The 14,201-nt window shown below is 71.4% G+C and carries 14 protein-coding genes; 8 read left to right on the top strand and 6 right to left on the bottom strand.

Annotated elements, in window-relative coordinates:
• Positions 1-66: 66 nt before the first annotated feature.
• On the bottom strand, positions 67-765 hold the full coding sequence (locus ACZ518_RS00535) for a glycerophosphodiester phosphodiesterase (RefSeq protein ID WP_469110864.1): 699 nt from the start codon (positions 763-765) through the stop codon (positions 67-69).
• 28 nt (positions 766-793) lie between these two features.
• Positions 794-1,819, bottom strand: a complete 1,026-nt coding sequence (locus ACZ518_RS00530) for an adenosine deaminase (protein WP_469110863.1) — start codon at positions 1,817-1,819, stop codon at positions 794-796.
• 110 nt (positions 1,820-1,929) lie between these two features.
• On the opposite strand from ACZ518_RS00530, the gene ACZ518_RS00525 reads away from it, so the two are divergent.
• Positions 1,930-2,685 (top strand): DUF4190 domain-containing protein, encoded by a 756-nt coding sequence (locus ACZ518_RS00525; protein ID WP_469110862.1) that lies wholly within the window; start codon positions 1,930-1,932, stop codon positions 2,683-2,685.
• A gap of 31 nt (positions 2,686-2,716) precedes the next feature.
• On the opposite strand, the gene ACZ518_RS00520 is transcribed toward ACZ518_RS00525, so the two are convergent.
• Complete coding sequence (locus ACZ518_RS00520; RefSeq protein ID WP_469110861.1) at positions 2,717-3,130, bottom strand: NUDIX domain-containing protein; 414 nt, start codon at positions 3,128-3,130, stop codon at positions 2,717-2,719.
• Entirely contained in the window at positions 3,127-3,681 is a 555-nt protein-coding gene (locus tag ACZ518_RS00515) for an NADAR family protein (protein WP_469110860.1), read from the bottom strand. Before ACZ518_RS00515 ends, ACZ518_RS00520 begins: the two co-directional genes overlap by 4 nt.
• Positions 3,682-3,861: 180 nt before the next feature.
• On the opposite strand from ACZ518_RS00515, the gene ACZ518_RS00510 reads away from it, so the two are divergent.
• The 7 genes from ACZ518_RS00510 (at position 3,862) to ACZ518_RS00480 (ending at position 11,719) form a co-directional block, all read left to right on the top strand.
• Positions 3,862-5,376 (top strand): gamma-aminobutyraldehyde dehydrogenase, encoded by a 1,515-nt coding sequence (locus tag ACZ518_RS00510; protein ID WP_469110859.1) that lies wholly within the window; start codon positions 3,862-3,864, stop codon positions 5,374-5,376.
• 48 nt (positions 5,377-5,424) lie between these two features.
• Positions 5,425-6,672 carry a polyamine ABC transporter substrate-binding protein gene (locus ACZ518_RS00505; RefSeq protein ID WP_469110858.1) on the top strand — a complete coding sequence of 416 codons (1,248 nt, stop codon included), beginning with the start codon at positions 5,425-5,427 and terminating at the stop codon, positions 6,670-6,672.
• 73 nt (positions 6,673-6,745) lie between these two features.
• On the top strand, positions 6,746-7,912 hold the full coding sequence (locus ACZ518_RS00500) for an ABC transporter ATP-binding protein (protein WP_469110857.1): 1,167 nt from the start codon (positions 6,746-6,748) through the stop codon (positions 7,910-7,912).
• Entirely contained in the window at positions 7,909-8,838 is a 930-nt protein-coding gene (locus tag ACZ518_RS00495) for an ABC transporter permease (RefSeq protein WP_469110856.1), read from the top strand. The genes ACZ518_RS00500 and ACZ518_RS00495 overlap by 4 nt, the downstream gene beginning before the upstream one ends.
• Complete coding sequence (locus ACZ518_RS00490; RefSeq protein WP_469110855.1) at positions 8,838-9,632, top strand: ABC transporter permease; 795 nt, start codon at positions 8,838-8,840, stop codon at positions 9,630-9,632. Before ACZ518_RS00495 ends, ACZ518_RS00490 begins: the two co-directional genes overlap by 1 nt.
• 22 nt (positions 9,633-9,654) lie before the next feature.
• On the top strand, positions 9,655-11,073 hold the full coding sequence (locus ACZ518_RS00485) for an NAD(P)/FAD-dependent oxidoreductase (protein ID WP_469110854.1): 1,419 nt from the start codon (positions 9,655-9,657) through the stop codon (positions 11,071-11,073).
• Positions 11,074-11,242: 169 nt separating this feature from the next.
• Complete coding sequence (locus ACZ518_RS00480; protein WP_469110853.1) at positions 11,243-11,719, top strand: hypothetical protein; 477 nt, start codon at positions 11,243-11,245, stop codon at positions 11,717-11,719.
• Positions 11,720-11,816: 97 nt separating this feature from the next.
• Here the strand turns inward: ACZ518_RS00480 and ACZ518_RS00475 are convergent, their stop codons facing one another.
• Both ACZ518_RS00475 and gabT read right to left on the bottom strand, forming a co-directional pair.
• Positions 11,817-12,329: a phosphatase PAP2 family protein gene (locus ACZ518_RS00475; RefSeq protein ID WP_469110852.1), complete on the bottom strand. Its 513-nt coding sequence runs from the start codon at positions 12,327-12,329 to the stop codon at positions 11,817-11,819.
• Positions 12,330-12,736: 407 nt separating this feature from the next.
• A complete protein-coding gene (gene gabT / locus ACZ518_RS00470; RefSeq protein WP_469110851.1) occupies positions 12,737-14,071 on the bottom strand; it encodes a 4-aminobutyrate--2-oxoglutarate transaminase in 1,335 nt (444 codons plus the stop codon).
• Positions 14,072-14,201: the final 130 nt, after the last annotated feature.

Below are 14,201 nucleotides of genomic sequence, written 5' to 3'. Positions count from 1 at the left end.
GTGGCCGGTCACCGGCATGCAGCCCCACGACGCCCTGGTCGCCCGGGTGTCCGCCCGGGCGGCGCCTCACCGGCCGAGCCCGGCCCTCACGGCGGCCAGTGCGTCCAGCCGGTTGGTGGTGACGGAGTCCGCCCCGGCCCGGAGGACGGCGCGCATCGACCGCCTGGTGTCCGGCGTCCAGGCCGACACCAGCAGCCCGTCCCGGTGCAGGGCGTCCGTCAGCTCCCGGCTGACCAGCCCGAAGCGGTAGTTGAGCCAGCGCGGCTTCACCGCGTCGATCAGCACCCGGCGCGGCGGCGAGAGGGTGGTCCAGGTCAGCGCGATCTCCGCGCCCGGATCGGCGGCACGGACCGCGAGCATGGTGTCCGGGCCGGCGCAGTAGTACGCGCGGTCGCGCGCCCCGCACTCGCGCACCAGGTCGACGACGGTCTTCACGGCCTCGTACGTCGCACCCGGCAGGTCGATCATCAGCCGGCCGGCCCCGGCCTCCGTCAGCGCCTCGCGCAGGGTCGGGACCCGGCCGTCCGTCAGCTCCTTCAACTGCGGGGCGGTGACGGCGTCGAGCCGCACGTCGTGGCCCCACAGCCGCTCCAGCGTCTCGTCATGGAGCAGGACCGGCACCCCCTCGCGGGTCAGCCGTACGTCGATCTCCACCGCGTCCGCTCCGCGGGCGAAGGCGGAGCGGACGGAGGCGAGGGTGTTCTCACGGAAACGGTAGGGATCGCCGCGGTGGCCGACGGCAGTCAGATCGCTCATGCACCCCATTCTCGGGGGCGCCGGCGATCAAGGGGAGTCAGCGGGCGAGCCATTCGGCGGTGTACGCGTCGATCTCCGCCATCAGCTTCGCCTTGCCGGCCTCGTCCAGGAAGGAGGCCTCGACGGCGTTCTTGGCGAGCTGCGCCAGGCCCCGTTCGTCGAGGTCGAGGAGCCGGGCGGCGACCGCGTACTCGTTGTTGAGGTCGGTGCCGAACATCGGCGGGTCGTCGCTGTTGACGGTGACGAGCACGCCCGCCGCCACCATTTCCTTGATGGGGTGACGGTCGAGGTCGGTCACCACGCGGGTGGCGATGTTGGAGGTCGGGCAGACCTCCAGCGCGATCCGGTTCTCCGCGAGGTACTTCAGCAGTTCCGGGTCCTGGGTGGAGCTGGTGCCGTGGCCGATGCGCTCGGCCCCCAGCTCGCGGATGGCTTCCCAGACGGTCTCCGGGCCGGTGCTCTCGCCGGCGTGCGGGACGCTGTGCAGGCCGGCGGCGCGGGCCGCGTCGAAGTACGGCTTGAACTGCGGGCGCGGGACGCCGATCTCGGGGCCGCCCAGGCCGAAGGAGACCAGGCCCTCTGGGCGCAGGTCGACGGCCAGGCGGGCGGTCTCGGCCGCGGCGTCGGGGCCGGCCTCGCCGGGGATGTCGAAGCACCAGCGCAGGATGACGCCGAGCTCGGCCTCCGCGGCCTTGCGGGCGTCCTCGATGGCCTCCATGAAGGCGTTCTCGTCGATGCCGCGGCGGGTCGACGAGTAAGGGGTGATGGTCAGTTCGGCATAGCGGATGTTCTGCCGGGCCATGTCGCGGGCGACTTCGAAGGTGAGCGTGCGCACGTCGTCCGGGGTGCGGACCAGGTCGACGACCGACAGGTAGACATCGATGAAGTGGGCGAAATCGGTGAAGGTGAAGTAGTCGGCCAGCGCTTCGGGGTCGGTGGGGACCTTCGAGTCGGGGTGGCGGGAGGCCAGTTCGCCCACGATGCGGGGGGAAGCCGAGCCGACGTGGTGGACGTGGAGTTCGGCCTTGGGCAGCCCCGCGATGAAGGGGTGCAGGTCGGGCATGGGGGCCTCCGGAAGGACACTCGTGCGGGCGGGTCGGCTTCATCGTAGGCAGGACCCGGCCGTGTCGGTGGCAGCGCTTAGCATGGCCGTACGAGAGAGGGGGGCGCCGCATGACCGACCACAGCCCTGAACCGAGGGACCCGTGGGCGCCGCCCGAGCGGCCGCCGGCCGGCCAGGCCCAGCCGCAGGGGCCCAAGCCGCAGGGGGCCCAGCCGGTGCCGCCGGTGCACGAGCAGCCGACGATGGCCGGCATGCCCGGCGTGCCCCCCGCGCCCGCGCCGTCCGGGTACCCGCCGCCCCAGCCGGCCCCGCCGGCCGCCGCTCCGTACCCGCAGCCCCCGGCGCCCGGTTCCGCGTACGGGTACCCGGCGCAGCCGGCTCCCGGCGCGTACGCCTACCCCGGCCCGCCGGTGCCCCCGGGCTATCCGGGCTATCCGGGCCAGCCCGGCCAGGCCGGGTACCCGGGGCAGCCCGGATACCCCGGTTACCCGGGCTACCCCGGCTACCCGGGACAGCCGGGGTACCCGTACCCGTACGCGACGCCGCCCGCGAGCAACGGCTTCGGGATCACCGCCCTCGTGCTCGGCATCGTGTCGGTGTTCGCCTGCGCCACCATGTTCGGTGCCATCGCCCTCGGTATCGCCGCGGTCGTCTTCGGGGTGCTGGGCAGGGGCAAGGCCACCCGGGGTGAGGCCACCAACGGCGGTGTGGCCCTGTCCGGCATCATCCTCGGCGCGGTCGGCATGGTGCTGGGCATAGGCATGACCGTGCTCGTCTTCCTCGTCCCCGAGATCGACGACTCGGACGGCGGCAGCGACTCCCCGTCCTCCGTGTCCCAGGTCGACGCGCCGCGCGAGCGGGTCTGAGCGACCCGCCGGCCCCGCCCCGGCCCCCGGGTCAGAGCGGGGCGGCCGACAGGAGGGTGGGGACCATCAAGGGCCCGTCCGGAGCGGCGCGGGGGACCGGCAGCCAGGCCAGCCCCACCATCCGGGGGCACGCGCAGTCCAGGTCCCCGTCCACCCCCAGCACCGGCTCGCCGGGCGCGACCTCCACCCGGAAGCAGGTGGTCCACCCGGAGGGGTACGGCGCCTCGTACGCGTACCGCACCTCCAGGGGGCGCAGCCCCGTCTCCTCGGCCACCTCCCGCCGGACCGCCGCCTCCAGGTCCTCCCCGGGCTCCACCCCGCCGCCCGGCAGCGTCCAGTACTCGGCCCCGTCGTGGAGCCCGGACGGGCCCCGGTGCCGCTCGCGCACCATCAGGACGCTGCCGTCGCGCACGATGACCGCGGCCACCCGGCGCCGCCCGGTCACGCGGAGTCCGCCCGCAGCCGCTCCCGGGCCTCCATCAGGGCGAAGCCCAGCAGGTTCAGGCCACGCCAGCGGTCCGGCCGCAGCGCCCGCTCGTCGTCGGCGGCCAGCCCGATGCCCCAGATCCGGTCCACGGGGCTCGCCTCGACCAGCACGCGCGATCCCGTGCCCAGCAGGTAGGAGCGCAGCGCCGGGTCGGAGCCGAACTTGTGCACGCTGCCCTCGACGACCAGCGCGAACCGCTCCCGCCGCCAGACCTCCTCGTCGAACCGGCGCACCAGCCGCCCGGCCTTCTTGGCCGCCGCCGGACTGCCGGCCGCCAGTGCGGCGCGCTCGGCTTCGGCGTCCCCGAACAGGCGTGCCTTCCCGGCCATCATCCAGTGTTCGGCGGTGGCGTACCGGACGTCACCCACAGTGAAGGGGGAGGGCCACCACTGGCTGAGACAGCTCGGTCCGAGCCGTCCGTCCGGCTGCGGACGGTGCCCCCAGAACGGCAGGTATTTCACCCGCTCACCACGGCTGACCTGCTCGATCAACTTGTCGATCATCTCCATGCACGCGAGTCTTGCAGTCTCCACTGACACTTCGTACGGGATTTCGGGGATGCCTCGACACATGGTCGACCGATTCCGTCGCGTAATCAAAAGGCAACAACGGAATCACTTGGCGGGGGAGAACGCCTCTGCCAGGATCGGCACTCAATTCGAGCTGTAGCTACGGAGAGCGTGAGAGCGATGGGTAACCGCTTCCAGGTCAAGGACCGCTTCGCAGACGGCGCGCAGTACATCGACGGCTGGCTGCGGCCGGGCACCTCGGGGCGGTCGCACACCGTCGTCGACCCCGCCACCGGCGCGGAGGTGCTCACCTGTGAACTGGCCGGGACGGCCGACGTGGACGAGGCCGTGGCCGCCGCCAAGCGGGCCTTCCCCGCGTGGTCGGCCGCCACTCCCGGTGAGCGTTCGGACGCCCTGCACCGGCTGGCCGCCGTACTGGCCGAGCAGGCCGAGGACTTCGCGTACGCCGAGTCCCTCCAGTGCGGCAAGCCCCTCAAGCTGTCGACCGAGTTCGACGTGCCGGGGACCATCGACAACACCGCGTTCTTCGCCGGCGCGGCCCGCCACCTCCAGGGCCAGGCGGCCGGCGAGTACTCGGGGGACCACACCTCCTACGTACGCCGCGAGGCCATCGGCGTCGTCGGCTCCATCGCGCCCTGGAACTACCCCCTCCAGATGGCCGCCTGGAAGATCCTCCCGGCCATCGCCGCGGGCAACACGATCGTCCTCAAGCCCGCCGAGCTCACCCCGCTGACCTCCCTGATGTTCGCCCAGGCGGCCAAGGAGGCGGGCATCCCCGACGGCGTGGTCAACATCGTCACGGGCGCCGGCCGGGACGCGGGCGAGCACCTGGTCGGCCACCCCGACGTGGTGATGACCTCCTTCACCGGTTCCACCGCCGTCGGCAAGCGGGTCGCCGAGATCGCGACCGCCACCGTCAAGCGGCTCCACCTGGAGCTCGGCGGCAAGGCGCCCTTCGTGGTCTTCGACGACGCCGACGTCGAGGCCGCCGCCCACGGCGCGGTCGCCGCCTCGCTCATCAACACCGGCCAGGACTGCACCGCCGCCACCCGCGCCTACGTGCAGCGCCCGCTCCACGACGCGTTCACCGCCCGGGTCGCGGAGCTGATGGAGACCGTCCGCCTGGGCGACCCCTTCGCGCCCGCCACCGACCTCGGCCCGCTCGTCTCGCACGCCCAGCGCGACCGGGTCGCCGCGTTCGTCGAGCGCGCCCGCTCGTACGCCACCGTCGTCACCGGCGGCGAGATCCCCGGCGGGGACCTCGCGGAGGGCGCCTACTACCGGCCCACCCTGATCTCCGGCGCCGCGCAGGACAGCGAGGTCGTCCAGTCCGAGATCTTCGGCCCGGTCCTGGTCGTGCTGCCCTTCGACACCGATGACGAGGGCCTGGCCCTGGCCAACGACACCCCGTACGGGCTCGCGGCCTCCGCCTGGACCCGCGACCTCTACCGGGCGAACCGCGCGACCCGCGAGCTCAAGGCGGGCTGCGTCTGGGTCAACGACCACATCCCGATCATCAGCGAGATGCCGCACGGCGGATACAAGGCGAGCGGCTTCGGGAAGGACATGAGCGCCTACTCGTTCGAGGAATACACGCAGGTCAAGCACGTGATGTTCGACAATACTGCGGTGGCCGCGAAGGACTGGCACCGCACCGTCTTCGGGGACCGATAGCAGCTCGCCGCCCGACCAGCGGCCATCCCTCCCGAAAGGGCAACGCGCATGGAGCAGTTCGAGCCCGACCGCCTCTCGGCGGCGCAGACCGCAGCGATGCGGCGCAGCCTCACCAGCGGGCGCGGCGCCCTCACCCGCCGCTCGCTGCTGCGCGCCTCCGGGGTCGGGGCGCTCACCCTGGGCGGCCTCTCCGCCCTCACCGCCTGCGGCATCCCGCCCGCCAGGCGCGAAGGCGGAGCCGTGGCCTCCGACGACCACTCGGACCGGGAGAAGGAGATCAACTTCTCCAACTGGACCGAGTACATGGACACCAGCGACGACGAGAAGACCCGTCCCACGCTGGAGGAGTTCACCAAGCGGACCGGAATCCAGGTCAAGTACACGGAGGACATCAACGACAACGTCGAGTTCTTCGGCAAGATCCGCCCGCAGCTCGCCGCCGGCCAGGACACCGGCCGCGACCTGATCGTCGTCACCGACTGGCTCGCCGCCCGCATCATCCGCCTCGGCTGGGCGCAGAAGCTCGACCCCTCCCACCTCCCGCACGCCTACGCCAACCTGATCCCGCAGTTCCGCAACCCCGACTGGGACCCGGGCCGCGCCCACAGCTACCCGTGGACCGGCATCGACACCGTCATCGCCTACAACTCCAAGGCAACCGACGGCAAGAAGGTCGACTCCGTCACGCAGCTCCTCGACGACCCCTCCCTCAAGGGCCGCGTCGGCTTCCTCACCGAGATGCGCGACAGCGTCGGCATGACCCTGCTCGACCAGGGCAAGAACCCGGCGGACTTCACCACCGCGGACTACGACGCGGCGATCGGCCGGCTCCAGAAGGGCGTGGACACCAAGCAGATCCGCCGCTTCACCGGCAACGACTACACCGCCGACCTCGACAAGGGCGACCTGGCGGCCTGTCTCGCCTGGGCGGGCGACGTCATCCAGCTCCAGGCCGGCAACCCGGACATCAAGTACGCGATCCCGGCCGCCGGATACATCACCTCCAGCGACAACCTGCTCGTCCCCGTCAAGGCCCGGCACAAGGCCAACGCCGAGAAGCTCATCGACTACTACTACGAGCCCGAGGTCGCGGCCCAGCTGGCCGCGTTCATCAGCTACGTCTGCCCCGTCGAAGGCGTCAGGGAAGAACTCGCCAAGATCGACCCGGCGCTCGCGGACAACCCGCTGATCGTCCCGGACAAGGAGATGGCCGCCAAGGCCCACGCCTTCCGCTCCCTCACCAGCGAGGAAGAGACGGCGTACGAGGAGAAGTTCGCCAAGCTCATCGGCGCCTGACCGGACCCACGCACCGGCACCCCCACCCGCGCCCCGTCCCCTTCCCACGACACACCACCGAAGGCCCAGGCCCATGACCGACAAGACCGCGAGCGGCGACGTCCGCCTCGCCGGGATCAGCAAGCACTACGGCTCCTTCACCGCGGTGCAACCGCTGGACCTCACCATCCCCCAGGGCTCCTTCTTCGCCCTGCTCGGCGCCTCGGGCTGCGGGAAGACCACCACCCTGCGCATGATCGCCGGCCTGGAGGAGCCCTCCACCGGCACGGTCAGCCTCGGCGACCGCGAGGTCACCCACCTCCCGCCGTACAAGCGCCCGGTGAACACCGTCTTCCAGAGCTACGCGCTGTTCCCGCACATGGACATCTTCGAGAACATCGCCTTCGGCCTGCGCCGCCGCGGCATCAAGTCGGTCAAGAAGCAGGTCGACGAGATGATCGACCTGGTCCAGCTCGGCGAGCACGCCCGCAAGAAGCCCCACCAGCTCTCCGGCGGCCAGCAGCAGCGCGTGGCCGTCGCCCGCGCCCTCATCAACCACCCCCAGGTGCTGCTGCTCGACGAGCCGCTCGGCGCCCTCGACCTCAAGCTGCGCCGCCAGATGCAGCTGGAGCTCAAGCGGATCCAGACCGAGGTGGGCATCACCTTCGTGCACGTCACGCACGACCAGGAGGAGGCCATGACCATGGCCGACACCGTCGCCGTGATGAACGGCGGCCGCGTCGAGCAGCTCGGCGCCCCCGCCGAGCTGTACGAGAACCCGCGCACCACCTTCGTCGCCAACTTCCTCGGCACCTCGAACCTCATCGAGGCCGCCGTCGAGTCCACCGGCTCCGACGTGACCGTCTCGGCCTCCGGCACCACCCTGCGGCTGCCCACCGCCCGATGTTCGACCACGCCCCGCGCGGGCGGAAAGCTCCTCGTCGGCGTGCGCCCGGAGAAGATCTCCCTGGTCCCGGCGGCCGACGAACACACCATCGCGGCCGGCCGGAACAAGGTCGCGGGCAAGATCGCCGACTCCTCCTTCATCGGCGTCTCCACGCAGTTCGTCATCGACAGCCAGGTCTGCCCGGAGCTGGAGGTGTACGTCCAGAACATCGAGCGGGACGCCCGCCTCGTCCCCGGCGCCGACGTCGTCCTGCACTGGAACCCCGAGCACACCTTCGGCCTGGACGCCGCCCAGTCCGTGCTCGCGGGGACGATGGGCGAGGCCGGCATCGAGACGGTCGAGGAGAGCGCATGACGGCCACCGCGGCGCCCCCCGAGGCCCCCGCACCCGCCGGGCCCCCGGTCCACAAGGCGTCCCTGAAGAAGCGCCTGGTCCCGTACTGGCTGCTGCTCCCCGGCATCGTCTGGCTGCTCGTCTTCTTCGTGCTGCCGATGATCTACCAGGCCTCCACCTCGGTGCAGACCGGCTCGCTCGAAGAGGGCTTCGAGGTCACCTGGCACTTCCAGACCTACTGGGACGCCCTGACCGAGTACCTCCCGCAGTTCCTGCGCTCCCTGCTGTACGCGGGCACCGCGACCGCGCTGTGCCTGCTGCTCGGCTACCCGCTGGCCTACCTGATCGCCTTCAGGGCGGGCCGCTGGCGCAACCTGCTGCTGGTCCTCGTCATCGCCCCCTTCTTCACCAGCTTCCTGATCCGCACCCTGGCCTGGAAGACGATCCTGGCCGACGGCGGCCCGGTGGTCGGCGCCCTCAACGCCGTCGGCTTCCTCGACGTCACCAGCTGGCTCGGCATGACCGAGGGGAACCGGGTCCTGGCCACACCGCTCGCGGTGGTCTGCGGCCTGACCTACAACTTCCTCCCCTTCATGATCCTGCCGCTCTACACCTCGCTGGAGCGCATCGACACCCGCCTCCACGAGGCCGCCGGCGACCTCTACGCCACCCCCGCCACCGTGTTCCGCAAGGTGACCTTCCCGCTCTCGATGCCGGGCGTGGTCTCCGGGACCCTGCTCACCTTCATCCCGGCGAGCGGCGACTACGTCAACGCCGAACTGCTCGGCTCCACCGACACCCGGATGATCGGCAACGTCATCCAGTCGCAGTACCTGCGGATCCTCGACTACCCGACGGCGGCCGCGCTGTCCTTCATCCTCATGGCCATCGTGCTGATCATGGTCACCATCTACATCCGCCGAGCGGGGACGGAGGACCTGGTCTGATGCGTTGGCTCCGCCGCAATCTCGTGGTCATCGCGGGCCTCGCCACGCTCGCGTACATGATCCTGCCGAACGTCGTCGTGACGGTGTTCTCCTTCAACAACCCCACCGGGCGGTTCAACTACGCCTGGCAGGAGTTCTCCCTCGACGCCTGGAAGGACCCCTGCGGGGTCGCCGACATGTGCGGCTCCCTCGCCCTGTCCCTCCAGATCGCCCTCTGGGCCACCATCGGCGCCACGGTCCTCGGCACCGCCATAGCCTTCGCGCTGGTGCGGTACCGGTTCCGGGCGCGCGGCGCGGTGAACTCGCTGATCTTCCTGCCGATGGCCATGCCCGAGATCGTGATGGCGGCCTCGCTGCTCGCCCTCTTCCTCAACATGGGCATCCAGCTGGGCTTCTGGACGATCCTCATCGCCCACGTGATGTTCTGCCTCAGCTTCGTCGTCGCCGCCGTCAAGGCACGCGTCCTGTCCATGGACCCGCGCCTGGAGGAGGCCGCCCGCGACCTCTACGCCGGACCGGTGCAGACCTTCCTCAGGGTCACCCTGCCGATCGCGGCCCCCGGTATCGCGGCGGGCGCGCTGCTGTCCTTCGCGCTCTCCTTCGACGACTTCATCATCACGAACTTCAACTCGGGCAACACCGTCACCTTCCCCATGTTCGTGTGGGGATCGGCCCAGCGCGGTACGCCCGTCCAGATCAACGTCATCGGCACGGCGATGTTCGTCGTCGCGGTGCTGGTGGTCCTCGCCGGCCAGTGGGCCGGCAACCGCCGCAAGAAGGCACAACCGAAGTAGACCCCGTAGGGAGTTGGAAGCCATGGCCCCAGTCGCCATGCGTAGTGTTGCGAAATCCCTTTCCGAAGCGAAGCCGGTCTCGTACTGGCTGGACGACCCCGGCCGCCCGGCGCCGCAGCCGGCCCTCACCTCCGACGAGCGCTGCGACCTGCTGGTCGTCGGAGGCGGCTACAGCGGCCTGTGGACCGCGCTGATCGCCAAGGAGCGCGACCCCGGCCGGGACGTCGTACTGATCGAGAGCAAGGAGGCGGGCTGGGCCGCCTCCGGCCGGAACGGCGGTTTCTGCGCGGCGTCCCTCACCCACGGCCTGGCCAACGGCATGGCCCGCTGGCCCGGCGAGCTCGCCAAGCTGGAGGAGCTGGGCGCCCGCAACCTCGACGCCATCGAGGAGGCCGTCGCCCGCTACGGCATCGACTGCGACTTCGAGCGCACCGGTGAGATCGACGTGGCCACCGAGCCGCACCAGGTCGAGGAGCTGCGGGAACTGCACGAGGAGGCCGTCAAGCTCGGCCTCGGCGACGGCTCCGAGTGGCTGGAGGGCGAGGCCCTGAGGGCGGAGGTCGACTCGCCGACCTTCCTCGCGGGCCTGTGGGACCGCGACGGCGTCGCCATGCTCAACCCCGCCAGGCTGGCCTGGGGCCTGAAACGGGCCTGCCTGGAACAGGGCGTGCGGATCTACGAGAACACGCGCGGCCTGAAGATGGCCCGGGCCGGCGCCGGGATGACGGTGGAGACCCCCTACGGGACGATCCTGGCCCGCCGGGTCGCCCTGGGCACCAACATCTTCCCCTCGCTGGTGCGCCGCATCCGGCCCTTCACCGTCCCGGTCTACGACTACGCGCTGATGACCGAGCCGCTGGACGAGGAGCAGCTCGCCTCGATCGGCTGGAAGAACCGCCAGGGGCTCGGCGACAGCGCCAACCAGTTCCACTACTTCCGGATCACCAAGGACAACCGGATCCTGTGGGGCGGCTACGACGCGATCTACCCCTACCGGGGCAAGCTCGACTCGGAGTACGACCACCGCCCCGAGACCTACCTCAAGCTCGCCGAGCACTTCTTCACCGCCTTCCCGCAGCTGGAAGGAGTGCGCTTCAGCCACGCCTGGGGCGGGGCCATCGACACCTGCTCCCGCTTCTCCGCCTTCTTCGGCACCGCGCACCGCGGCAGGGTGGCCTACGCCACCGGGTACACCGGGCTCGGCGTGGGCGCCACCCGCTTCGGCGCCGAGGTGATGCTGGACATGCTCGACGGCCTGTCCACCGAGCGCACCCGGCTGGAGATGGTGAGGTCCAAGCCCATGCCGTTCCCGCCCGAGCCGTTCGCCTGGACCGGGATCGCCCTCACCAAGTGGTCGCTGGCCCGCGCCGACGCCCGGGGCGGCCACCGCAACCTGTGGCTCAAGACGCTGGACCGCCTCGGGCTCGGCTTCGACAGCTGATGCGTACGGGTGTACGCCCGTACGTCCGTACGCCCCGGCGCACGCCCGCGGTCCGTCCCGTGACCCGATTCACCTCCATGGCGTAGTGCGACCCGCGTCATAGCCCCGCCCGGCCCCGCTCTCTCCCGGTGAGGACCCTCACCGCGACGAGACGAACGGAGGCCGGGCGATGACGCTCCCGGGAGCGAGGACCGCAGTGGAATGGCTGGTCGAGGCGGCGGCGGATCCGGGCGCCTGCCGGTGGGAGTGGGAGCGCAGTCCCCTCGGGGTCGCCCTGCTGCCCGCCGGCCGGCACTGGGACCTGCTCATCGTGCCCGGGGGACTGGGGCAGGGCGCCCTCGGTGTGCTGCGCATGCTCCCCGCCCCGCCCGGCCCGGTGCTCGCGGACTTCGGCGACGCCCGGGTGGGCTTCTTCGTGCCCCCGGGCACGGCCTCCCGCTGGATCGGCACGGGCGTACGGGGAGCGGGACGCGGAAGCTGGATCGCCGTCCCGTACCCGGGCAGGGCCACGGGCGGCCCGCGCTGGCTCGAACTCCCGGACGGCCGTGGCACCCTCACCGACCCGGCACTGCTGGAGCTCGCGCTGCACGAGGCGGCGGCGAGGGCCCTGGCGGGGGAGGGGCGAGGGGCCCGCGCGAAGCCTTGACGAGGGGGTTGGCCCGGACCGCGTCGGTCGCCGTTCGTGCCCGGATCCTCCGGCGCGTCCGCCCTCAGGGCGAGTTCAGCCGGAACCTCGACTCCTGCTACGGCCGCTGACGGCCGCCGGCCACCCGGTGGACCCCCAGCAGCAGCGGTACGCACAGCAGGGCGCTGGCCAGCACGTCGAGCGGCCAGTGGAAGCCGCGCAGCACCAGGCCCGTGGCCGTCGCCGCCGACAGCACCAGGGCGGCGGCCATCGGCCAGGGGCGGCGGACGAACGGGGCGAGCAGCAGGGCCGCGCCCACGTACGCCGTCAGGGCCGTCGCCGTATGACCCGAGGGGAAGTAGCCGGCCGCCCAGGGCTCCAGCGGGCCGGGGCGGGCGGTCCACGTCTTGAGGGGGACGACCAGCGCCGGCACCAGGGCCATCGCCAGGCCGGCCGCGAGCGCCGCCAGGCGCCGCCCGCGCCAGGCGGCGTACGCCATGGCCAGCGCGAGGACGGGTACGGCGACCTGCACGTTGCCCAGGTCCGCGAGGCGCTCGGTGACGGCGTCGGGCACGGTGCGCACGAGGGCGCCGCTGAGGGCGTGGTCCGGGACCAGGAGCGGCCCCGACACCAGGACCTGCCAGGTGATCAGGGCGAAGAGGCCGAGGCACAGGGCCGTCGGGAGGATGGCCGGCCGTCCCGGAACAGGGGGGATGGTTCCGGGACGGCCGCCCGGATCGGGTTGCCGCGCGCCCCGGGGGGTTTGGGGCGGACGGCCGTCCGATCTGAGAGGAGTGTGCGCGAACGCATGACCAGTACGGCGCTGGGGAAGCCCGGAACCGGTGTCGCCCCCGGTCACCCGGGAACGGTCTGTCTCACTCATCTGCAGAAACCGTACGCCAGCGAAAGGGGGACCGACAGCGGGAACGCGCTCCCGCCATCGGCCCCCCACAGCTTCTTCACAGCGCCCGACCGTTACCGGTGGTAGAGGGCGGGCGCCGCGTTCAAGCGTTCCAGTCCTTCGAACTGGACGTTCGGTCAGATGCCCGCGAACGCCGCCTCGATGACGTCCAGACCCTCGTTCAGGAGGTCCTCGCCGATGACGATCGGCGGGAGGAAGCGGAGCACGTTGCCGTAGGTGCCGCAGGTGAGGACGATGACGCCCTCGGCGTGGCAGGCCTTGGCCAGAGCGCCGGCCGCCTCCGGGTTCGGGGTCTTGGACTCCGGGTCCTTGACCAGCTCGATGGCGATCATGGCGCCGCGGCCGCGGATGTCGCCGATGATCTCGTACTTCTCCTGCATCGCGGACAGGCGCGACTTCATGATGGACTCGATCTTCTTCGCCTTGGCGTTGAGGTCGAGCTCCTTCATCGTCTCGATGGAGCCCAGCGCACCGGCGCAGGCCACCGGGTTGCCGCCGTAGGTGCCGCCCAGGCCGCCCGCGTGCGGGGCGTCCATGATCTCGGCGCGGCCGGTCACGGCGGCCAGCGGCAGACCGCCGGCGATGCCCTTGGCGGTGGTGATCAGGTCGGGGACGATGCCCTCGTCCTCGCACGCGAACCACTGGCCGGTGCGGCAGAAGCCGGACTGGATCTCGTCCGCGACGAAGACGATGCCGTTGTCGTTGGCGAACTTCACGATCGCCGGCAGGAAGCCCTTGGCCGGCTCGATGAAGCCGCCCTCGCCGAGGACCGGCTCGATGATGATCGCGGCGACGTTCTCGGCGCCGATCTGCTTGGTGATCTGGTCGATCGCCTGGGCGGCGGCCTCGGGGCCGCAGTTCTCGGCACCGGTGGGCCAGCGGTAGCCGTAGGCGACCGGGACGCGGTAGACCTCGGGGGCGAACGGGCCGAAGCCCTGCTTGTACGGCATGTTCTTCGCCGTCAGCGCCATCGTGAGGTTCGTACGGCCGTGGTAGCCGTGGTCGAAGACCACGACGGCCTGGCGCTTGGTGTACGCACGGGCGATCTTGACGGCGTTCTCGACGGCCTCGGCGCCCGAGTTGAACAGGGCCGACTTCTTGGCGTGGTCACCCGGGGTCAGCTCGGCCAGGGCCTCGCAGACCTCGACGTAGCCCTCGTACGGCGTGACCATGAAGCAGGTGTGGGTGAAGTCGGCGAGCTGCGCGGTGGCGCGGCGCACGACGGCCTCGGCGGAGCCGCCGACCGAGGTCACGGCGATGCCGGAGCCGAAGTCGATCATGCGGTTGCCGTCGACGTCCTCGAGGATGCCGCCGTCCAGGCGCTTCGTGAAGACGGGGAGCACGGAGCCCACGCCGCCGGCCACCGTGCCGAGGCGGCGGGCCTGCAGCTCCTGCGACTTGGGGCCGGGGATCGCGGTGACGAGCTTGCGCTCCTGCGGGAGAGCAGTCATGGAGGGCTCCTGGGGGGTTTTCGGACGCACTTGTGTCTTTGTCCGCAGGCTAGGCCCGGGGGAGGGGGTAAGGCATGCTCCGTTCGGGAGTGGTACCCGCGTGTCCTTGTCCGTGACGGCCATAGGAAGG

The organism is Streptomyces sp. NPDC033966, assembly GCF_055575955.1.
The sequence above is the reverse complement of the archived record's forward strand: the minus strand, read 5'-3'. Positions and strand labels throughout refer to the sequence as shown.